The organism is Streptomyces sp. NPDC059649 (genome assembly GCF_042734445.1).
Lineage (GTDB): Bacteria > Actinomycetota > Actinomycetes > Streptomycetales > Streptomycetaceae > Streptomyces.
The window spans coordinates 122,206-142,901 of the sequence record NZ_JBHWDV010000011.1 but is presented as its reverse complement, the minus strand read 5'-3'; the positions used below and the strand labels follow the sequence as shown (position 1 = coordinate 142,901).

The following is a 20,696-nucleotide window of genomic DNA, read 5'->3' as shown; positions in this document are numbered from 1 at the left end:
ATGCGCGCCATGAACGCCTCACGCCCCGTCATCGCCAACCCGGGCCGGCGGCTGCTCGCCGTCCTCATCGACACCGTGCTCGCCGCCGTCGCACTGTCGGTCATTTCGGCGGCCATCGGCCTGTTCGTCACCTTCGGCGGCTCGGCGGACAACTCGCCGTTCTACCTCACCCTCGTGACGGCCGTGGCGATGGTGTTCCTCTACTCGCCGCTGCTGACGGCCACCTGCGGCGGCACGGTGGGCAAGCTGATCTGCGGGATGACCGTCGTCCGGGTGGCCGACGGCTGCCGGCCGTCCTACGGGACGGCCCTGGCACGGCACCTCGCGCACCTGGGGATGTGGGTGGTGCCGGTGCTCAGTCAGCTCGATGCGCTGTTCTGCGTCTGGGACCGGCCGTACCGGCAGTGCCTGCACGACAAGGCCGTGGGCACCCTGGTCCTGCGCACCCGGGTGCCCGCCCCGTCGGTCCTGCCGCCGTACCCGCCGTCGGCCAACCATCCGTCGGGGGCTATCAATTCGCCCGCGGGAAGCTGACCTCGACCCTGCGGTTCTTCTTGCGGCCGTCCTCGGTGGTGTTGTCCGCGATCGGGTACTGCTCGCCGTAGCCGCGGATCTGGAAGCTGACCTCCGAGCCCAGGTCCTTGGCGAGCTCCTGCTGGACGGCGGTGGCCCGCTTCTTGGACAGCACCAGCCCGTGGCTCGCCGAGCCGAGGTTGTCGGTGAACCCGAAGACCCGCAGGCTGCTGGCGTGCTGCTTCCTGACCTCGTCGGCGATGGTGCCGATCCGGGCCAGCGCGTCCGCCGTCAGCTCGGCGCTGTCCTTGCCGAACAGCACCTCGGCCTGCAGCGCGAACGTCACGTTGTCGTTGGTGTCCTGCCGCCGCTCCGACCCGTCGTCGGTCTCCACGATCGACTTGATGTTCAGCACCTTCGCCGGCGCCAGCTTGGCGCCCTGCACCATCCGCAGATCGGGATCGTTGGGGTCGATGCGGACCGGCGGGCTGGAGTCCTCCGTGACCCCCGGGGGATCGGCATGGGCGGGCGGTGCCGACGGCACGGCGGCCAGCAGTACCGCGACGGTCGCGGTGACGGCGCCACGGGGCATGCGGCGCGAACGGGGGTGACAGGGCGCGGGGTTCACGGTCATCGGGCGGCCCGCTCAGTCCGTGATCTGCACGGTCGCCGGCGGCATGGTCGGCAACTGGAAGTCGACCTCGGTCACCTTGGCCGGTGGCGCCGGGAACTGCGCGAATATCGGGCGGCTCGCTCCCGGCATCAGCCCGCTCAGGCCCGTCGTGCACAGACACTCGCCGTTGGTGTCCCGCAGCACCAGATAGCGCTTCTTGCCCGCCTTGTCGACGAGGGTGGCGCCCGAGATGGACGAACGGGAGCGCAGCTCGGTCTCGTTGGAGCGCCAGTCGATGGCGTTGAAGGCGCGGGAGCCGTGGTTGGTGACCGTGCCGTTGACGGTGACGAAGCCGCCGGAGTCGCGGACCACGGAGTTCAGGGTGACCACGACGCCGTCCGGGCCCTTCATCTCGCCGATCACCTTGCTGGAGTCGGCCGCCGGGGTCCCGGGGCCGCCGTCCTTGGGCGTACTGCTGCGGGCCGGCGGCTTCTTGTCGTCCGGCCGCCCGCCGCCGTCCCCGCCGCCCCCACCGCAGCCGGCCACGACGAGAGCCAGGCCGACAGCGCTCGCCGTGGCGACCGCTCCCCTGGCGGCCTTCGTGCTGCGCCGAATGCTCATGGATGCGATTCCTTCGATCGTCGGGTGCCCGGTGCGGGTCGGTGTGGTGGTCGGTGGGCGGTCAGTGGGCCAGCCGTACGGAGAAGAGGTCGGAGGCCTCGGGGAGGTGCGTCAGGTCGCCGGCGTCGAGTGTCCATTCCTTGCCGTCGCAGGTGATCGTGACGGGGGCGGGCCCGTCCTTGCCGCCGCCCTTGCCCACTCCCCCGTCCTTGCCGCCCTTGCCGCCCTCGCCGTCCTTCTCGCCTTTTCCGCCCTGGTCGCTCCCGGCCGGTGCGGGCGTGCAGCGCGGGCCGATCACCGAGGTCGCCTCGGCCGACGCGTGCTTGCCCGCGGTGCCGGGGATGACCGAGGCCCCCACGGTGTTCCGGGTCCGGACGGTGACGGCGAACGAGGTCGGCCAGGAGTCCGGAACGCAGCCGGAGACCTCGGCGTCGTTGCGCCCGGCGAACCAGCCCGCGTTCTCGCAGGCCGCCCCGGAGGGGGCGCCGCGCCCGTTCAGCAGGTCCTCCCAGGCGGCCTTGTCGGTCTCGTAACTGCCGTCGCGGACGCCGTCGAGCAGGCCCTTGGTGAGCAGGTCGCGGTATTTCTGCCCGGCGGCGAGCGCGGCCGCGTCGGCCGCGGTCTGGGCGCCGTTACGGGTGGCCGCCGCCTGTCCGACGGCGAAGAAGGCGAGCGCGAGGAAGAGCAGGCCCGCGACCGCCACGAGGTAGAGCGGGAAGGCCTGCCCGGCGTCACGCGCGCCGCGGCGCGGATTGGCGACCGTCATGGCGGAGGCGGCTCGGGGCCCTAGATACCGACGACGTCGGAGATCTTGTTGGCGATGGCGTTGGCGATCTGGCTGCCGAAGTCCGTGGTCGACAGGACCAGGACGATCGCCACGACCACCGCGATGATGCCGAGGTACTCGATCGAGGTCTGTCCCCGGTCGTTCCCCAAAATCCGCTTCGCCATCGTCTTCCCCTCCATGGGCGGCCGCACCGCTCTGGTCCGGCTGGTCTGCCCCCGTGGTGTCGGCGCGTTCGGCCGCGCTCATGACACCAGAAAAGTACGCCGGAACGGTGTTCCCCGGACAGGGATTCCGTACCCAATCCTCTTTCGGGGACACAGGCGGAAGATACAACGGCGCGTTTCGGCCAGGCTTACGCACCTCGTCCACCCCGCTCCCCCTCCGGACCGCTTCCCGCGCCGATGCCCATGCGGACCGGCCGGCCGCTCCGCGCCCCAGCACGGTGGTGACCGCCGGCCCACCCACTGTGACACAACTCGTTGCTGTTGCGAAGGCGTTGACGGGAAAGCGGGCCGCGCACCGCACGCATCCGGCCGGGCCCGGCACGGCACTCCGGCGCCGGCCGCACGCGGGGACCGTCCGCCTTCCGCGGTGCCGTGCGGGCGCCGCCTCAATCGCCCATCAGCGAACCGAAATTGGTGCCGGAGCCGAGGAAGAAACCCGCGATGAGCAGGATCATCGTCGCCGGCACCATGAACGTGGTGACGACCATGGTGGCCTTGGGGACGGCCCGGGCGGCGCGGCGGCGGGCGTTCTGGGCGTCGGTCCGGCGCATGTCGTTGGCGATCTGGATGAGGGTGTCGACGATCGGGGAACCGAGCTCCTCGCCCTGCTGGAGGGCGGTGACGAACTGGGCGACCTGTTCGGAGTCGTTGCGTTTGCGCAGTTCCTCGAAGGCGGCGCGGCGGCTGACCCCCATGTCCATCTGCCGCAGGGTGATCCGCAGTTCATCGGCCCACGGGCCCTCGTATTTGTCCGCGACCCGGTCGAGTGCCTGGCGGAAACTCAGCCCGGCGCTGACGACGACCGCGAGCACGTCCAGGAAGTCCGGCAGGGTCCGCTCGATCGTGTCCTTGCGCTGGCGGATCGCGGCCCAGATGCCGACCTCGTTCCAGAAAAGGCCGAAGAGCACCATCAGGACGCCGAGAACCGGCTGACCGCGCAGGAACATCACCAGGGCGCCGAGGAAACCGAGGGCTCCGTAGACGGCGCGCCGGGCGGCGTAGCGGTCGACGGTGAGGCCGCCCGGGTTGCCCGCCAGGTCGATCCGGCGGCGGATGCGGGCGGTGCGCTTCTCCCCCATCAGGCGCAGGACGAGCGGGGCGTAGCGCATGCCGAGGCGGTCCACGGCCGAGCCGACGGCCGTCGTCCGGGTCGCGCCGACCTCCAGGGACAGCGCCAGGTCGGGCGGCAGCCGGGCCTCGCGGCGGTAGAGGGCGACCCCGCAGCAGATGCCGACGACCGAGAGGGCGAAGGCCCCGGCCAGCAGAATTCCGATTCCCATCCCGGTCCCCTCAGACGTCGATCTTGGACAGCCGGCGGATGAAGAAGAAGCCCAGCCCGTAGAGGACGAAGGCGACCACGACCGCGAGCTGGCCGAGGAAGGAGGACGTCATGCGGTCGATGGCGCCGGGGGCGATGCGGTTCATCAGCAGCAGGGTGCCGACGCCGAGGAGCGGGACGACGTAGGCGGTGACGGTGACCTGGGATAGCTGGGTGCGGACCTCGCGCCGGGTCTCCTTGCGCTCCTCCAGCGTGGTGGTGAGGTTGCGCAGCGAGCCGACGACGGTGCCGCCGGCGCGGTTCGAGAGGACGAGGGTGGTGACGAGGACGACCAGCTCGCGGGAGGGCAGGCGTTCGGCGAGTTCACCGAGGGCCTCGTCGATGGAGTGGCCGACGGCGAGCTTGGCGGCGACCTTGGCCAGTTCCTCGCCGGCCGGGGCCTCCAGCTCCTCGGCCGCCATCCCCAGGGCCGTGCGCAGGGCCAGCCCGGCCTGGGTGGCGTTGGCCAGGATCCGGGAGAGTTCGGGGAGTTGGTTGATGAACTTCTCGATGCGCTTCTGGCGCTGCCAGTTGAGGAACGCGAAGGCCGCCCAGACGGCGACCAGCGCGGCGATCGGCCCGAAGAACGGGGCCAGCACGGCATGCGCGACCAGCCACAGGGCGACGACCGCGACGAGCATGCCGACGAAGAACTCGCCGGGCGTGACGTCCAGTCCGGTGGCGGCCAGCCGGAGTTCCAGGCGCCGGCCGAAGCGGGTGCCGCGCAGGGCGCGGTCCACGGACGGGAAGCGGCGGCGTTTCCCGGTCTCCGGCAGGCCGTGCGCGTCGGCGAGGCGGTCGACGACGGCCTGGCGCTGGGCGCGCCCGGCCGCGAAGGTGCGGACGCCGGCGACGGCGAGCAGCGCGCACAGCAGCGTGGCCCCGATGGTGAGCTGGACGAGGGGGCTCAAGGAGGCCGCGCTCGGCCCCCCGGCGGCGGTGGTCAGGGCCCAGCCGGTCATGAGGTGGCCTTCCGGGTGGCGAGTTGGTCGTCGGTGGCGGCCACCCCGAAGGCGGGCGGGGTGGGCTCGCTCGCCATGAAGAGGCGCTCGGCCACCCGTCGGGGCAGCGGGAAGTAGCGGAAGCGGCCGTGCACGATCCGGTCGGCGCCCATCGGTTCGGCGTCGAACCGGCAGACCGTCGCGATCCGGTAGTCCTCGTGGCCGCGCGAGTCGAGGAGGGCGATCTCGCTGATCCGGCGGGAGCCGTCGGCGTGCCGGGTGAGCTGGACGATGCAGTCGACGGCGCTGTTGATCTGGTCCCGCAGCGCCTCGAAGGGGATCTTCACGTCCGACATGGAGGCCAGGGTCTGCAGCCGCATCAGGGCGTCCTCGGCGCTGTTGGCGTGCACGGTGGCGAGCGAGCCGTCGTGGCCGGTGGACATCGCCTGGAGCATGTCGAGGGTCTCCCCGCCGCGCACCTCACCGACGATGATGCGGTCGGGGCGCATGCGCAGGGAGTTGCGTACGAGGTCGCGGATGGTGATCCGGCCCTTGCCCTCCACGTTGGGCGGCCGGGCCTCCAGCCGGATGACGTGGGACTGCTGGAGCTGGAGTTCGGCGGCGTCCTCGACGGTGATGATCCGCTCGCCGTCCGGGATGAGGCCGGAGAGGGCATTGAGCAGGGTGGTCTTGCCGGCACCGGTGGCACCGGAGACCACCACGTTGAACTTGGCGCGCACCAGCCCGGCCAGCAGCATCAGCATCTGCTCGTCGAGCGTCCCCCGGCCGATGAGTTCGGCCAGGGTGTAGGCGCGCGGGAAGCGGCGGATGGTGAGGGTGGCGCCGTTCAGGGCGAGCGGCGGGATGATGACATTGACGCGTTCCCCGGAGGGGAGGCGGGCGTCGACCATCGGATTGGACTCGTCGACGCGGCGGTTGACGGTGGAGACGATCCGCTCGATGGTCTGCATCAGCTGTTCGTGGGAGGCGAAGCGGACCGGGACGAGTTCGACCCGGCCGGCGCGTTCGACATAGACCTGGTCGGGGCCGTTGACCATGATCTCGGTGATCGAGGCGTCCTCCAGCAGCGGTTCCAGGACGCCCAGGCCCAGCGCCTCGTCGACCACCCGGCGGATCAGCTGGGCCCGTTCGGCGGTGGACAGCACCGGGCCCTCGCGGCTGATGATGTGGCCGAGGACGCGCTCCAGCCGGGACCGGCGCTCGGCGGCGGCCAGCGAGGACATCTCGGCGAGGTCGATCTCCTCCAGCAGCTTGGCGCGGTAGGTGGCGACCAAGTGGCTGTCGTGGCGCGGCTCGCCGGCCGGCTCGGGCGCGACGATCCGGGCTTTCAGACTCATCGCGGGGCTGCTCCTTCGTACGTGCTCATCGCTGCCGCGCCCGGCGCGCCGGTGTCGGCGGGGCGGGGCATGGTGGCGCTGCGGCTGGCCGAGCCGAAGTCGTCGACGCCGGGGATGATCGAGGGGATCGTGACCTCGGCCGTGGCGCTGACCGCGTCGCCGCCCTCGCTGACGGAGATCGTCGCGCGGTCGGCGACCCAGCCGCTCATCGCGGCCCGGCCGGCGGACCGCGGATCGGTCTCGCGGTCGGCCCGGTCCATCGAGGCGGTCCGGGCCGCGGCCCGCGCGCCGGTGCCGGCCTGCTGGACGGTGTAGGCCGCCAGGCCGAGCTGGACCACGGCGAGGGCGACGACCAGCAGGATCGGCAGGAAGCCGAGGAACTCGATGGAGACCTGGCCCCGGTCGCGGCCACCGGTCCCTGGGCGGCGCGGCCGGGCGGGGGCCGGGCGCGGACCGGGGGCCCGGCGCGGACCAGGGGCCCCGGCGGCACGACGACGGGATACGGCTCGGGGGCGGCGTACCGTCCTCATCGGCTGTCCTCCTTCGCGGCGCCGGCCGAGCCGGTGACCTGCCCCGGGAAGCTGGCCAGGCCGGGGAAGAGCACCGGGACGCTGATCCGGACGGTGGCCTTCCACAGACCGGCCTCGGTGGTGCAGGAGGCCGAGGAGCCCGCCTGCCAGGCGGGCGGCAGCTGGTCCTCGGCGGCGGTACGGCAGGCGCCCGCGCCGCCGTCCCGGGTGGCGGTGGCCGCCCGCGCGCCCCGGTCGGCGGCGTGCGCGGCGAGCGAGTAGGAGTACCCGACCAGCACGAACTGCCAGAGCAGCACGAGCACCAGCAGGATCAGCGGCAGCAGTCCCAGGAACTCCACGGAGACCTGCCCGCGGTCGTCGCCGCCCAGCGGGCGCCGCACCGCTCAGCCCTCCTCGTACGGGCCGGCCGGGTCGAACGGCCCGGGCCCGCCGGCCGCCGTCGCCGGCCCCCGCCGGACGCCGAAGCGTCCGGCGCCCGACCCCGAGGCCGACCCCGACGCGGTCCCGGAGGCCGTGCCCGGACCCGTCCCGGAACCGGAAGCCGCCCCCGTCGTCAGTGCCTTGCGCTTGCGCCCCGTCAGCGTCGGACGCGCCCGGTGGCTGCCCCGGCCCTGCCGCGCGGCCGGCGACTCGACCAGCCCCAGCTCACCGGCGAGCGCCCAGAGCGCCTGCTTGACGGTCGACCGGGCGTCCAGGTCCTGGATCCGGCCGGCGTCCACGCACGGCTGGAGTTCCTTGTACGCCGCCGGGACGTGCGCCCGGGCCGTCCGGGTGCCGGTGGCCTTGGCGACCACCGGCGGCTGGATCTCGGTGCTGCGGGTGAGCCGGTTGACGACCGTGGTGGTGTCCTCCGCCTTGCGGATCTGCAGCCGGTCCCACAGCCGGACCTGCCGCTTGGCGGCCCGTACGGCGACCACGTCGGGGGTGGTCACCAGCAGGGCCACGTCGGCGAGTTCGACGGCCGCGGCGTTCGCCGACTGCATCTGGGCGCCGCAGTCGACCACCACGACCTCGTAGCGGGAGCGCAGCGCGCCGAGGATCTGCCGGGCCGCCCGGTCGTCGACCTCCTCGCCGCGCTCGCCCTCCTCCGGCGCCAGCAGCAGCGCCAGGCCGGTGTGGTGGTCGTGCACCGCGTCCTGGAGGACCCGTACGGACAGGTCCTGGATGCCCGCCAGGTCGACGATCGAGCGGCGGAACTGGACGTCCAGGTAGGAGGCCACGTCCCCGGACTGCAGGTCGAGGTCCACCAGCGCGACGCTGCGGCCAGCGGCCCGGGCGGCCAGCGCCAGCTGGACGGCGGCGACGGTGGTGCCGACCCCGCCCTTGGCGCCGGTCACGGTCACCAGGCGGCCGGCCGGTCCGGGCCGGGCCTCCGGGTTTCCCCCCAGGTGCACCCGTACGCCGGCGGCCCACTGGGCGGCGGCCTGCACCCGGGCCGCCAACTCGTCGTAGCCGAGCGGCAGTCCGACGACGCCGCGGGCGCCGGCGTCCATCGCCGCGGAGAACAGCGCGGGTCCGGCGTCGGTGGTGATCAGCACGACGCCGACGGCGGGGAAACGGAGCGCGATCTCGCGGATCAGCTCCAGTGCCGGCGTCGGCCCGATCCGCTCGTGGACCAGGACGACCTCGGGCAGCGCCTCGACGGCGGGGCCCGGGCCGGTGTCCACGGCGGGCCGGGCCGCGGCGCCGGCCAGGGCGTCGAGCAGCGCGGTGGCGTCGCCGACCGCGGGCGCCGGCTCGGCGTCCGGCAGCTGGTTGAGCAGCGAGGTCACCGCGCGGGCGGCGTCCGGGTCGCCGATCGCCGGGAGGATGCGGATGGTCACCTGGGCCTCCGGGTCACTTGTCGCCGTCGAGGGTGTAGGTGCGCTGGCTCGGCGGGATGGCGGCCTCGCTGCCGGGCGCGAGCAGCGCCAGCCGTACGTGGGAGGCGAACGACTCGGCGTAGGCGACCCGCTGGGCGTCCTGGGTGTTGAGCGCGAAGGTGATCGGCACCGCCTCGCCGGCCTGCCGGCCGGTCGCGCGGGTGTCGCCGGGGTCCTTGGCCTCCAGGGGCGTCAGCTTGCCGACGTCGATGACCTGGGCGCCGGCCACGATGACCTTGGAGACCGGCTTGTCCTCGGGGCGCTTGCCCTCGAAGGTGGCGTAGATGTTCACCCGGGCACCGGGGTTGATCTTGCCGGCCACACCGGTCGCGGCATCGATCATGATGGCGATCTCCTGCTGGCCGGCCTTCAGCGCCGGCCGCTCGACGATCATGTCGTCCTGGAGCAGGGACCCCTTCTTCAGCGGGGTCACCGCGATCTTGCCGCTGACCTGGTCCAGATCGGTCACGGCGGTGGGCGGCAGCCAGCGCTGCGGCATCTTCACCCTCTCGAACTGCCCCGGATCCAGCGCTTTATAGGCCGCGACGTTCGTCTTCAGCCGGTAGGCGGTCTTCTCGGGACCGACCTTGGACTCGACGTTCCTGATCACCGACAGCACGCCGACGAACGCGCCGACCGCGCAGAGGACCGACAGGAGCAGCAGGATCACTCCGCGGCGCTGGCGTGAGTTCATGGGGGAGGGACCTCGATCGGGACGGGGGCGGGGAGGGGACGGGGAAGGGTGTCAGCGGGCGCGGGCCACCGTCCGTGGGGTGCCGGCAGCTCCGGAGGCACCGGGCACGTCCGGTTCACCGGCGAAGTCGGGGTGGCCGGGGAGGTGGCGGCGGCCGGGCGCGGCGCACGGCCCGTCGGTCGCGTACGGGTTCCCCGGGACGGGACGGCCGGACCCGTAGGGGTTCCCCGGAACTCCGGTGCCGGGGACGCCGTTCGGGAGGTCCGGCCCCCGGACGTCCAGCTGCCCCGGTACGCCCCAGCCGGCGGGCGCGTCACCGTAGCCGTCCGTCATCCCCGGGGCGCCGGGCACGCCCGACGGCGCGACCCGTGACAGCCCCCGCTCGGTCCAGGGCGCGGACGGCGACGGACCGGACGGCGGTGCCGGGGACGGGGAGGGGGACGGAGAGGGGGCGGCGGAAGGGTGGGGATACGGGTCGGGGGACGGGGCCGGGGCCGAGGGCGGCTCCTGTGCCGGGGTCGGGGCCGGGGCCGCCGGCGCCTCACCCGCCGGGTCCGGGGCCGCGAGCGGCTGCGGCTCCGGGCCCCGGGCCGGCAGCTGATCGGCCGCCGGGCGCGGGGCGTTGGCCGGCCCCGCTCCCGGCCCGGCTATGGCCGCGGGGCCGCGACCGGCCGGGCCGCCGCCCCGTGCCGCCCGGTCCCTGGCCAGCGGTGCCGTGCAGAACGCGCACCGGTCGCCCAGCACCTCCAGCCCGCACCAGCCGCACTCCTCGCGCCGTACCGAAGCGACCAGTTGGCGGAGCACCGCCGGGTCCGGGATGCCCGCGGCGAATTCGACCAGCTTCTGGGTGCCCCACCACCGCGCGGACTCGGCGGGCAGCCGCACCTCGTACGCCCCCTGGACCTGCCAGGCCGGGGCGAGGGCGCCGGTGACCCAGTCCGTGGTGAGCTGGCCGCGGGCGACGGCGAGTTCGGTGGCGAAGCCGGGCGGCCGGAGTCCGGCCTCGGTGGCGTGCCGGTCCAGGTGCACCAGCTGCGGTTCGGGGTGGGCCAGGACGGCGAAGTGGGCGCCGGGCAGCCAGGACTTCACATGGGCGCGCAGATCGACCTCGATGTGGTCCAGCCCGGTGACGCTGCCCAGCAGGGCACCGGCGTGGATGTAATGGGTCAGCAGCCGGGCCGCGCTGGCCAGTACGCCGGGGCTGAAGTCGCACAGGGACAACTGCCGTAGCTGGCGGGCCAGCAGGGCGACGCCGAGCGGCGGCAGGGACACCGGGACGATGGCGATCCGGTCGCTCTCCAGGACGGCGCGCAGGGTGTGCAGCCGCCGGATGTGCTCGGGCGGGCAGGCGGAGGAGTACAGGGCGACGAGGTGGCCGTGGTGCTCCAGCACCGCGCTGGTCTCCGTGAGCGCGTCGTCCAGGGGCGCCAGGTGTGGGGCGGGCAGGACGACGGCGGCGGGTGTCTTCCGATCGGTCACCGGCAGCGTGAGGTCAGGGCTGGTGACTGCAATCGCGGTCGGCACGTCGCTCCCCCACTCCCTCCGGCCGCCGGGGGTCCCGGGACCGCGGATCGGCACAGCTCTGCGCCATCGGCGCCATACGCTCAGCACTTTATCCACAGAGATACGTCCCGGAGAACACGTTCTGGGCTACTCGTCATGACCGTCGCGGTGACCCACGTGACGACCGCCGTGATGACCTTCGCGACGACCATTGCGACGACCTTCGCGATGACCTTCGTGATGGTCTTCGGGCCGGCGGGAAAGCGCGCATACCGCCGCGAACGGCAAAGGCAGGAACTCCCGCTTCCGGCAAGGCCCTTGACAGGCGCATTGGTCTGGACCACGTTGTACGGCACACGTACAGGGGCCCCTGAACGCGCATCCGCACCACCCCCCACCTTCACCCCCCACTCCCCCCACACGGAGGCAGTCGTGGTTCGCGCACGATCCGATGCGGTTCGCCCAGGTTCAGGTCCGTCCGGCGTTCGGCCGGGCGCTTCTGGCGCCCGGTCAGGTACGGACGGACGCAAGGTCAGGAGGAGGCTGCTCGCCGGACTGGCCGCGGCGTTGCTGACCTCGGCCGGTCTGGTCGCCGCCGGCACCGCCCGGGCCTCGGAGGGCCACCCGGCCGCGGCAGCCGCCCCGGCCGCCGGCCCCGCGGCGCACCCCGCCGCCGTCCCCGCCCACGCCCTCACCGGCTACTGGCAGAACTTCAACAACGGCGCCACGGTGCAGAAACTCAAGGACGTCGACGACGCCTACGACATCATCGCGGTGTCGTTCGCCGACGCCACCGACCGGCCCGGGGCCGTCACCTTCCACCTCGACCCGGCCGTCGGTTACGGCTCCGTCGACGACTTCAAGGCGGACATCAAGGCCAAGCGGGCGGCCGGCAAGTCCGTGATCATCTCGGTCGGCGGCGAGAAGGGGGCGATCTCGGTGAACGACGACGCCTCCGCGAAGAACTTCGCCGACTCGATCAACACGCTCATGGACGAGTACGGCTTCGACGGCGTCGACATCGACCTGGAGAACGGCCTCAACGCGACGTACATGACCCAGGCGCTGAAGGCCGTGCACGCCGCGCACGGCGACGTCGTGGTGACCATGGCCCCGCAGACCGTCGACATGCAGTCACCGCGGAACGAGTACTTCAAGACGGCGCTCGGCATCAAGGACTTCCTCACCGCCGTCAACATGCAGTACTACAACAGCGGTTCCATGAACGGCTGCGACGGCAAGGTCTACGCCCAGGGCTCGGTGGACTTCCTGACCTCGCTCGCCTGTATCCAGCTCGAAAACGGCCTGGACCCGTCGCAGGTCGGCATCGGCGTCCCGGCGTCCGACCGGGCGGCCGGCAGCGGGCATGTCGCCCCGTCCGTCGTCAACGACGCGCTCGACTGCCTGACGAAGGGCAGCGGCTGCGGCGCGTTCAAGCCCGCGAAGACGTACCCCGGGCTGCGCGGCGCGATGACCTGGTCCACCAACTGGGACGCCGCCAACGGCAATGAGTTCGCCCAACAGGTGGGCGCCCACGTCCACGGCCTCCCGTAGGGGATACAGGGCCCTGAGGAGACCCTCGGCCGCCACCCCCCACGGCCAGGTCCCGCGCACACCGTGCCCGGGACCTGGCGTGCTGCCCTGTCAGCGCCTGCGGTGGATCACCTCCGCGCGCCCGCCGGCTTCGGCAGCGCACAGCCCTCCGCGCTCAGGTCGAGCTTGTTCCCGGCGCCGAAGCACTTCGGGATCCCGTAGGTCTCCTGGGCGTAGTTGGTGCCCTGGTGCACCGTGACGTTGCCGTTCTCGTCGACCTCGCACGGGTTGTTGACGGTGCACTTCTCGCCGTCCTCGTTACCCGTGTTGTTGATCGCCGCGACCTTGCCCGTCGTGGTGTCGACCACCGGCGAACCGGACGTGCCGCCTATGGTCTTGCACTCCGGGGTGTAGCGGACCGAGTCCTTCCAGGTCCAGTCACCCTCCTTGAGGGTGGGCACGAACCCGTCGACGCTGCAGGTGTAGATCTTCTTCCAGTAGCCGGAGACCACACTGATCCCGGCACCCTTGGCCGGGTGCTCGGTGGCCAGTTCCAGCGGCTTGATCCCGTACTTCTGCTGGATCTGGGCGTACGTGGAGCTGGTCTGGTAGATCGTGACGTCGGTGTCGGTCATCGTCGCGTAGGCGACCTTGGTGGCCTTGATCGTGCCCACGCCGCGCGCCGACTTGTCGAGCAGGGTGAAGCTGCGGCGGGACGGCTGGTCGACGATCACCTCGCCCGCGCCGGGCATACCACTTTCCAGACAGTGGCCGTTGGACATCACCAGCGCCGGGTCGTTCGCCTGCGAGGTGGGCATCCGCACCACCGAGCCGGAGCAGTTGCTCAGCGCCACGGTGCCGGCGAAGTCCACCGCCTTGGTCGTGTGCTGCCCGTGGTGCGACGCCGTCCGCTCGGGCGCCGCCTGCGCCGTTCCGACGGTGCCCACCAGGGCCGCGGCTCCCAGTACGGCCGTGGCCAGGGTGCCGACGAGAGGTCGATTCATGTGGGGGTCCTCTCAGCTTCGGTCACCGGGGGTCCGCACGAACCCTCGGTTTTGTCGTGCGCATTGTCAGCGCCAGACCCCACCACGGCAAGCAATTCCCCCATAACGATGGGAAGTTGACGGACTCGACGGCGACCCCGAGCTCCGCCTGCCCCGCCACATCTGGCCATCCCACACCTTGACCCGCCCATGCCAACCCCAAACAATGGCGGCGTCGCTTCGACTCACACCCCCACAGGAGACCGCATGCGACCACGGATACGCGGCGGACGGACGACCGTCCTCGCCGCGCTGCTCTCCCTCGCGCTCGCCGCCCCGATCACCGCCGCGCAGGCCCTGGACTCTCCGGCCGGAGCCGCCGTCGATGCCACGGCGACGGGTGGCGCGGAGCAGCAGAACGCACCGGACCGGCAGCCCCATCAGTACGAGGTGACCGGGCCGGCCACGCCGGCCGCCCGTACCGCGCTGGCGGCGACCGGCGTCAGCATCGACGAGGTGCACGCCCGGGCCGTCGTCATCACGGCCGACCGGACCCAGGCCGCCGCCGTACGCCAACTCGGTTATTCGGTGCGGCAGTTGCCGGACAATCCGGCGGCGGCACCGACCGCTCCCGGCGCCCGCGTCAAGGACTTCCCACCCGGCTACACCGGCTACCACACCTACGCCGAGGCCACGAAGGAGATCAACACCCTCGTCGCCAAGTACCCGCAGATCCTGTCCAAGCAGGTCATCGGCAGGTCCCACGAGGGCCGCGACATCCTCGCCCTCAAGCTCAGCAAGAACGTCAGCAAGGACGAGAACGAACCCGAGGTGCTCTTCACGGCCCATCAGCACGCCCGGGAACACCTCACCGTCGAGATGGCCCTCTACCTCCTCAACGAATTCACCTCGAAGTACGGCTCGGATCCGCGCATCACGAAGATCCTCGATTCGCGGGAGGTCTGGATCGTGCCGGACCTCAACCCCGACGGCGGGGAGTACGACATCGCCTCCGGGTCGTTCCGCAGCTGGCGCAAGAACCGGCAGCCCAACGCCGGGAGCAGCGAGGTCGGCACCGACCTCAACCGCAACTGGGACTTCAAGTGGGGCTGCTGCGGCGGATCCTCCGACGACCCGGGCGACGAGACCTACCGCGGCGCCTCCCCCGCCTCCGCCCCCGAGGTGCAGGTCGTCTCGAAGTTCGTCCACAGCCGCGTCGTCGGCGGTGTGCAGCAGATCAAGGCCGCCATCGACTTCCACACGTACAGCGAACTCGTCCTGTGGCCCTTCGGGTTCACCAACGACCCCACGGGCCCCGGGATGACGCAGGACGAGCACGACACCTTCGCCACCCTCGGCAAGAAGATGGCCGCCGCCAACGGCTACACCCCGGAGCAGTCCAGCGAGCTCTACATCACCGACGGCTCCATCGACGACTGGCTGTGGGGGGACCAGAAGGTCTTCGCCTACACCTTCGAGATGTATCCGTCGTCGGGCCACGGCGGTTTCTATCCGAAAGACTCGGTGATCGCGAAGGAGACCTCGCGCAACCGTGAGCCGGTGCTCCAGCTGCTGGAGACCGCGGACTGCATGTACCGCGTGATCGGCAAGGAAGGGCAGTACTGCAAGGGCAGTTGAGCCGGGAGGTCGTACGGCAGGTACGGGCCGCCGCGTCGCCGAGCGCACGCGGCGGCCCGTACCCGTCACACCCACAGGCTCACCGGCGCTTCACACCAGCAGGCTCACCAGCGCCGCCACCGCGAACCCCGCGACCGAGAGGACGGATTCCAGGACCGTCCAGGTCTTCAGCGTGTCGCGTTCGGTGATGCCGAAGTACTTGCTGACCATCCAGAAGCCACCGTCGTTCACATGCGAGGCGAAGATCGAGCCCGCCGAGATCGCCATGATGACGAGGGCGACGAAGGGCTGCGAGTGGTGGCCCGCCTCGATCAGCGGCCAGACGATACCGGCCGTGGTGACGATGGCGACCGTCGCCGAGCCCTGCGCCACCCGCAGGACCAGCGAGATCAGGTACGCGAGGACGATCACCGGCAGGCCGATGCCCTTGAAGGTGTCGGAGAGCGCCTGGGCGACACCGCTGCCCTTGAGGACCGCGCCGAAGATCCCGCCGGCGCCGACGACCAGCAGGATGTTGCCGACCGGCTTCAGTGCGGCGGTGGACACCGTCTCCAGGGACTTGCGGGACCAGCCGCGGCGGATGCCGAGCAGGTAGTACGCGAGCAGCAGCGCGATCGTCAGGGCGACGAAGGGGTGGCCGAAGAACTCGACGACCGAGCGGGCGGTCCGGGGTATCCCCGGCTCGGAGCCGGCCGGAGAGCCGGGGGAAGGGCCGAAGGCGATCGAGGAGAAGGTGGCGAGGAGGATCAGGACGAGCGGGGTGCCGATGATGGCGAAGACGGTGCCGAGCGGGACCGGCTTCTCGGTCGGCGTGACACCGGCCTTCCGCTGTTCCTCGGCGAGCGCGGCCTTCGCCTCCGCCGCGGCCTCGACCATGTCCTGCGGTACGGGCACGAAGACCCGCTTGCCGATCCAGGCGGCCCAGCCCCAGGCGGCGAGCACGGCGGGGATGCCGCAGACGATGCCCATGAGGATGACCCAGCCGAGGTCGACGTGGAGCAGGCCCGCCGCCGCCACCGGGCCCGGGTGCGGCGGCAGGAAGGCGTGGGTCATGGACAGACCGGCGAGCAGCGGCATGCAGTAGAGGACGATCGACTTGCCACCCCGCTTGGCGGCCGCGTAGACGATCGGTGCGAGGACGAAGATGCCGACGTCGAAGAAGACCGGGATGCCGAAGATCAGGCCGGTCAGGCCCATGGCGAGCGGCGCCCGCCGCTCGCCGAAGAGGTTCAGCAGGCGGGACGCCAACACCTCGGCGCCGCCGGAGACTTCGAGCACCGCCCCGAGCATGGTGCCGAGGCCGATGATGATCGCCACATGGCCGAGGGTGCCGCCCATACCGGACTCGATGAGCGAGACGGCGTCGGACTTCTGGACGGTGCCGAAGAGTTCGGTGACGGAGAGGCCGGCGCCGAGTCCGACGGCTATGGAGACGGCGAGGAGGGCCACGAACGGCTGGAGTCTGACCTTGATGATCAGGAGGAGCAGCAGCACGATGCCGAGCGCGGCCACGGTCAGCAGCCCGGCGGTGCCGCCGATCAGGGGAAGGATGCCGCCGGTGTGGGGTGGCGCGGGAGCCGGCGCGGGGGCGGCCGCGGCAAGGGGGAACAGGGGCATGCGGGGGGACCTCGTAATTCCATGAGTCTTTCGCAGGAGGGCAGGAGGGATCGCGGCGCGGCACACCGCGCTGGTGTGCCGGGCCGTGACGACGTACGGCTTGCTGGTGGGGTAGGGAGGCTCAGCCGAGGACCGCGAGCGCGTCGATCTCGATGAGCAGGCCCGCGGGGAGACCGACGTAGACGGTCGTGCGGGCGGCGGGAGGCTGGGTGAGGCCCTGCTCCTCGAAGTACTGGTTGTAGATCTCGTTCATCTCGGCGAAGTGGTCGGTGTCCGTGAGGTAGACGCGCATCATCATCACGTCGTCCCAGGTGGCACCGCCCTCTTCGAGGATCGCCCGGACGTTGGCGAAGGTCTGCAGGGTCTGCTCGCGCAGGGTCGGACCGGCCGGGGTGGGGGCCTGGCCCGGGGCCGCGGGGAGGAAGCCGACCTGGCCCGCGACCTGGAGGATGTTGCCCTTCTTCACGCCGTGGGAGAACTTCGCGGGCGGGGTGGTGTGGGTGGCCGGGGTGAGGGCGGTCTTCTCGCTCATGCGCGTGCTTCCTTGGTCGGTGTACTGCCGGAGTACTCCCGGCTGATGGCGTCGGCGGTGCGGCGCACCAGCGGGAGCAGGGTGAGGAGTTCCTCGGCGGAGACGACGACGTTCGGTGCGGAGACCGACATGGCGGCGACCACGCGTCCGTCCGCGCCGCGGACGGGAGCCCCGACGCAGTTGATGGACTCCTCGTGGCCACCGAGGTCGGTGGCCCAGCCCTGTTCGCGGACCTTGGCGAGTTCGGCGCAGAAGGCCGTGGCGTCGGGGGTCGAACGGGCCGTGTAGCGGGGGTAGTCGAGCTTTTCCACGAGGGCGCGGAGCTCGGGTTCCGGGAGGTCGGCGAGGAGCAGTTTGGCGACCGCGGCGACGGTGATCGCGACGGGCTTGCCGATCCGGGAGTACATCCGGACCGGGTAGCGGCTCTCCACCTTGTCGATGTAGAGGACCTCGTTCTCCTCGTAGACGGCGAGGTGGACGGTGTGGCCGCACTTCTCGTTGAGTTCGACGAGGTGGGGGTGGGCGATCTCGCGTACGTCGAGGTTCTCGACGGCTTCCTGGGCGAGCGCGAAGAGGCGGGCGCCGAGGCGGTAGCGCTGGTCGGTCTGCCGGTAGACCAGGCCGTGTTCGTGGAGGGTGCGCAGCAGCCGGAGGGCGGTGGACTTGTGCACGCCGAGCCGGTCGGCGACCTGGCCGAGGTCGGCGGGCCCTTCGGCGAGCAGCGGCAGGATGCTCAGCGCGCGGTCGACGGTCTGGCTCATGACGGACGTACCTCCTCGGCGGCCTCACGAGCGGCTGTGGTCCAGCCGGGGCCGAGGTGAAGTTTCTCCCAGGCGTCCTCGTCGAGCGCGGCCAGCCGGTCGGCGAGGGCCCGGGCGGGCGGGGCCGCGAGGTCGCCGGGGACGGTGAGGGCGGCGGCGGCGAAGAGGTGGCCGTGCCGGACGCGGGTGCGCAGCGGCAGGCCGCGGAGGGTGGCGGAGAGGAATCCGGCGGCGAACGCGTCACCGGCGCCGACGGCGGCGACCACGTCCACGTCCAGGGCGCGGACGGCCGTACGCTCGTCGCCCCGCTCACCGGGCCGGCCCCCGCCCTGGAAGACCACGGTCCCGCCCCCGCCCCCCTTGACGACCAGCACCTCCGGCTCCGGCAGGGCCGCGCGGATCGCCCGGCTGCCGTGCAGGCCCCAGGCGTCCCGGGCCTCGTCCTCGCCGACGAAGACGACGTCGGCCCCGCGCGCGAGGTCGAGCAGCACCTGCGGGCCGATGGGGGTACCTCCCTGCCCGGGCGGAGCCGGGAGTTCGGGGGAGCCGCGCCACAGGCCGGGCCGGTGGTTGACGTCGAACGAGACGAGGGGCCGGCGGCCGGGGCGGCGGGCGGTCAGGGTGCGCAGCAGGTCGAGGCAGTCGGCGGAGAGCGCCGCGGTGATGCCGGAGAGGTGCAGGACGCGGCAGTCCTGGAGGGCGCCGGTGTCCAGGGTGGTCACGGACATGGCGGAGGCCGCGGAGCCGGCGCGGTAGTAGGCGACCTCGTGGGCCTCGGTGGCGCGGTCGCCGGCGGTGCGGAAGTAGATGCCGGTGGGGCGGTCGCGGTCGCGGCGCACCGCGGAGGTGTCGACGCCGTACCCGGCGATGGTCTCGACGAGGTGGTCGCCGAAGCCGTCGGCGCCGACCCGGCTGACCCACTTCGTGCGGTGGCCGGCGGCGGCGAGCATGCAGGCGACGTTGGACTCCGCGCCGCCGATGGCCCGTTGGAAGGAGGGGACGTCGGCGAGTCGTCCGGGCCGGGCGGGCAGGAAGGTGACCATGGACTCGCCGAGGCAGACGACGTCGGCGGCCGGGGCGGGGGTGCCGCCCGGGCCGTGGGTGCCGCTGGCGTCCGGGGTCCTGGTCACGATCGTGTGCGCTCCTTCGCTGGGCGTGCCCGGGCGGGCCGTGCGCCGGCCCGCCGTCCCCGGAGGTTGTCCCGGTGATGTCCGCCCATTCCTGCGGTTTCCCGCCGCGTTTCCCACCATTGACCGGGCGATGGGCCGGATGTTAGACAGCTGCCAGCGGTATGCGCAATGGTCGTTGCAGAGCATGCAACACGATCTTGAGGAGGCCCCATGACGGGGGAGCGGCTCGCGCAGGGACTTGCGGAACTCGCGGACGAACGTGTCGATCACCGTTTCAAGGGACTTCCCCCGGACGCCGAGGGCTTGACCGTCGGTGAGCTGGCGGCCGAGCGCCGCAACCTCTTCGACGGCGGGTTCACCACCCCCGTCCTGGCCCTGTCCGCGGAGGCCGTCGAGCACAACCTGGCCGCCCTGGAGACCTATTCGACCCGGCACGGCCTGGCCTTCGCCCCGCACGGCAAGACCTGTATGGCTCCCCAGCTCTTCGCCCGCCAACTGGAGCACGGCGCCTGGGGCATCACCGCGGCCGTCCCGCACCAGGCCCGGGTCTACCGCACCTACGGCATCCAGCGGATCTTCCTCGCCAACGAGCTGGTGGACGCCGCCGCGCTGCGCTGGCTGGCCGGTGAGCTGGCCGCCGACCCCGACTTCCGCTTCGTCTGCTACGTCGACTCGCTGCCCGGCATCGCCCTGATGGACACCGCGCTGCGGGCGGCCGGCGCCACCCGGCCGGTCGATGTGGTCATCGAACTGGGCGCGGGCGAGGGCGCCCGCACCGGCGTCCGCACCGAGGCCGAATGCCTCGAACTCGCCGACGCCATCGCGGGCGTGGACACCCTCCGCCTGGTGGGCATCGCCGGGTACGAGGGCGAGGTACCGGACGCCGACGGGGAGCGGGTGCGGGCCTGGCTGCGCCGGCTGGTGGCGCTGGCCGTGGAGTTCGACAAGGCCGGGCGGTTCGCGGACCTGGACCGGATCGTCGTCAGCGCCGGCGGCAGCGCCTGGTTCGACGCGGTCGCCGAGGTCTTCGAGGAGATCCCCGCCCTCTCGGCGCCGGTCCTGAAGCTGCTGCGCTCGGGCGCGTACGTCTCGCACGACGACGGGCACTACCGCCGGCTGACCCCCTTCAACCGCGTGCCGGACGAGGGCGATCTTCAGCCCGCCTTCCGGCTGTGGGCGCAGGTCGTCTCCCGCCCCACGCCGGGCCAGGCGTTCCTCAACGCGGGCAAGCGCGACGCGGCGTACGACCTGGACCTGCCGCAGGCCCAGGTCGTACGGTCCGGCCGGGACGGCAGCGAGCGGCCCGCGGACGGGATCACCGTCACCGGACTGTCCGACCAGCACGCCTGGCTGGCGACGGAACGGACCGGCGACGTGGAGGTCGGTGACTGGGTCGGGCTGGGGCTGTCCCACCCGTGCACCTCGTTCGACAAGTGGCAGCTGATCCCGCTCGTCGAACGGGACGGCACGGTCGTCGACTTCGTCCGCACCTTCTTCTGATCCCCGGCCCGTTTCCGCTTCCTCCGATCCCCGCCGCC

21 protein-coding genes are annotated in these 20,696 nt (G+C 72.2%); 4 read left to right on the top strand and 17 right to left on the bottom strand.

Annotated elements, in window-relative coordinates:
- The first annotated feature begins 9 nt into the window (after positions 1-9).
- Positions 10-534, top strand: a complete 525-nt coding sequence (locus tag ACFV1J_RS15705) for an RDD family protein (protein WP_385858195.1) — start codon at positions 10-12, stop codon at positions 532-534.
- On the opposite strand, the gene ACFV1J_RS15700 is transcribed toward ACFV1J_RS15705, so the two are convergent.
- From ACFV1J_RS15700 to ACFV1J_RS15645, 12 genes are all read right to left on the bottom strand, one after another.
- Positions 512-1,105, bottom strand: a complete 594-nt coding sequence (locus ACFV1J_RS15700) for an OmpA family protein (RefSeq protein ID WP_385858194.1) — start codon at positions 1,103-1,105, stop codon at positions 512-514. The two genes, ACFV1J_RS15705 and ACFV1J_RS15700, sit on opposite strands and share 23 nt — an antisense overlap.
- Before the next feature lie 54 nt (positions 1,106-1,159).
- The gene (locus ACFV1J_RS15695; protein ID WP_385858193.1) at positions 1,160-1,747 is read right to left on the bottom strand and encodes a hypothetical protein; all 588 of its coding nucleotides are present in this window, start codon (positions 1,745-1,747) and stop codon (positions 1,160-1,162) included.
- A gap of 61 nt (positions 1,748-1,808) precedes the next feature.
- On the bottom strand, positions 1,809-2,513 hold the full coding sequence (locus ACFV1J_RS15690; RefSeq protein WP_385858191.1) for a pilus assembly protein TadG-related protein: 705 nt from the start codon (positions 2,511-2,513) through the stop codon (positions 1,809-1,811).
- Between the two features lie 20 nt (positions 2,514-2,533).
- The gene (locus ACFV1J_RS15685) at positions 2,534-2,698 is read right to left on the bottom strand and encodes a membrane protein (protein ID WP_018089307.1); all 165 of its coding nucleotides are present in this window, start codon (positions 2,696-2,698) and stop codon (positions 2,534-2,536) included.
- Positions 2,699-3,144: 446 nt separating this feature from the next.
- Complete coding sequence (locus ACFV1J_RS15680; protein WP_385858187.1) at positions 3,145-4,038, bottom strand: DUF5936 domain-containing protein; 894 nt, start codon at positions 4,036-4,038, stop codon at positions 3,145-3,147.
- 10 nt (positions 4,039-4,048) lie between these two features.
- On the bottom strand, positions 4,049-5,038 hold the full coding sequence (locus ACFV1J_RS15675) for a type II secretion system F family protein (RefSeq protein WP_385858185.1): 990 nt from the start codon (positions 5,036-5,038) through the stop codon (positions 4,049-4,051).
- Complete coding sequence (locus ACFV1J_RS15670) at positions 5,035-6,375, bottom strand: CpaF family protein (protein ID WP_385858183.1); 1,341 nt, start codon at positions 6,373-6,375, stop codon at positions 5,035-5,037. Before ACFV1J_RS15670 ends, ACFV1J_RS15675 begins: the two co-directional genes overlap by 4 nt.
- Positions 6,372-6,905 carry a TadE/TadG family type IV pilus assembly protein gene (locus ACFV1J_RS15665; RefSeq protein WP_385858179.1) on the bottom strand — a complete coding sequence of 178 codons (534 nt, stop codon included), beginning with the start codon at positions 6,903-6,905 and terminating at the stop codon, positions 6,372-6,374. Before ACFV1J_RS15665 ends, ACFV1J_RS15670 begins: the two co-directional genes overlap by 4 nt.
- On the bottom strand, positions 6,902-7,285 hold the full coding sequence (locus ACFV1J_RS15660) for a TadE/TadG family type IV pilus assembly protein (RefSeq protein WP_385858176.1): 384 nt from the start codon (positions 7,283-7,285) through the stop codon (positions 6,902-6,904). Before ACFV1J_RS15660 ends, ACFV1J_RS15665 begins: the two co-directional genes overlap by 4 nt.
- Before the next feature lie 3 nt (positions 7,286-7,288).
- Positions 7,289-8,728, bottom strand: coding sequence for a CpaE family protein (locus ACFV1J_RS15655; protein WP_385858173.1), 1,440 nt, complete (start codon positions 8,726-8,728; stop codon positions 7,289-7,291).
- Positions 8,729-8,741: 13 nt separating this feature from the next.
- Positions 8,742-9,461: a Flp pilus assembly protein CpaB gene (cpaB, locus tag ACFV1J_RS15650; protein WP_385858170.1), complete on the bottom strand. Its 720-nt coding sequence runs from the start codon at positions 9,459-9,461 to the stop codon at positions 8,742-8,744.
- 51 nt (positions 9,462-9,512) lie between these two features.
- On the bottom strand, positions 9,513-10,985 hold the full coding sequence (locus ACFV1J_RS15645) for a hypothetical protein (RefSeq protein ID WP_385858167.1): 1,473 nt from the start codon (positions 10,983-10,985) through the stop codon (positions 9,513-9,515).
- A 522-nt stretch (positions 10,986-11,507) separates the two neighbouring features.
- Between ACFV1J_RS15645 and ACFV1J_RS15640 the strand changes: the two genes are divergently transcribed.
- The gene (locus ACFV1J_RS15640; protein WP_385858271.1) at positions 11,508-12,518 is read left to right on the top strand and encodes a chitinase; all 1,011 of its coding nucleotides are present in this window, start codon (positions 11,508-11,510) and stop codon (positions 12,516-12,518) included.
- A 107-nt stretch (positions 12,519-12,625) separates the two neighbouring features.
- Here the strand turns inward: ACFV1J_RS15640 and ACFV1J_RS15635 are convergent, their stop codons facing one another.
- Entirely contained in the window at positions 12,626-13,501 is an 876-nt protein-coding gene (locus ACFV1J_RS15635) for a serine protease (protein WP_385858165.1), read from the bottom strand.
- Between the two features lie 246 nt (positions 13,502-13,747).
- On the opposite strand from ACFV1J_RS15635, the gene ACFV1J_RS15630 reads away from it, so the two are divergent.
- On the top strand, positions 13,748-15,118 hold the full coding sequence (locus ACFV1J_RS15630) for a M14 family metallopeptidase (protein WP_385858163.1): 1,371 nt from the start codon (positions 13,748-13,750) through the stop codon (positions 15,116-15,118).
- Positions 15,119-15,208: 90 nt separating this feature from the next.
- Here the strand turns inward: ACFV1J_RS15630 and ACFV1J_RS15625 are convergent, their stop codons facing one another.
- The 4 genes from ACFV1J_RS15625 to ACFV1J_RS15610 form a co-directional block, all read right to left on the bottom strand.
- The gene (locus ACFV1J_RS15625; RefSeq protein ID WP_385858160.1) at positions 15,209-16,735 is read right to left on the bottom strand and encodes a GntP family permease; all 1,527 of its coding nucleotides are present in this window, start codon (positions 16,733-16,735) and stop codon (positions 15,209-15,211) included.
- A gap of 121 nt (positions 16,736-16,856) precedes the next feature.
- Positions 16,857-17,267: a RidA family protein gene (locus ACFV1J_RS15620; RefSeq protein WP_385858158.1), complete on the bottom strand. Its 411-nt coding sequence runs from the start codon at positions 17,265-17,267 to the stop codon at positions 16,857-16,859.
- Positions 17,264-18,028, bottom strand: coding sequence for an IclR family transcriptional regulator (locus ACFV1J_RS15615; RefSeq protein WP_385858156.1), 765 nt, complete (start codon positions 18,026-18,028; stop codon positions 17,264-17,266). Before ACFV1J_RS15615 ends, ACFV1J_RS15620 begins: the two co-directional genes overlap by 4 nt.
- Positions 18,025-19,158, bottom strand: coding sequence for a sugar kinase (locus ACFV1J_RS15610; protein WP_385858154.1), 1,134 nt, complete (start codon positions 19,156-19,158; stop codon positions 18,025-18,027). Before ACFV1J_RS15610 ends, ACFV1J_RS15615 begins: the two co-directional genes overlap by 4 nt.
- 210 nt (positions 19,159-19,368) lie before the next feature.
- Here ACFV1J_RS15610 and ACFV1J_RS15605 point away from each other — a divergent pair, with 210 nt between their 5' ends.
- Complete coding sequence (locus ACFV1J_RS15605) at positions 19,369-20,658, top strand: amino acid deaminase (RefSeq protein ID WP_385858152.1); 1,290 nt, start codon at positions 19,369-19,371, stop codon at positions 20,656-20,658.
- Positions 20,659-20,696 lie beyond the last annotated feature (38 nt).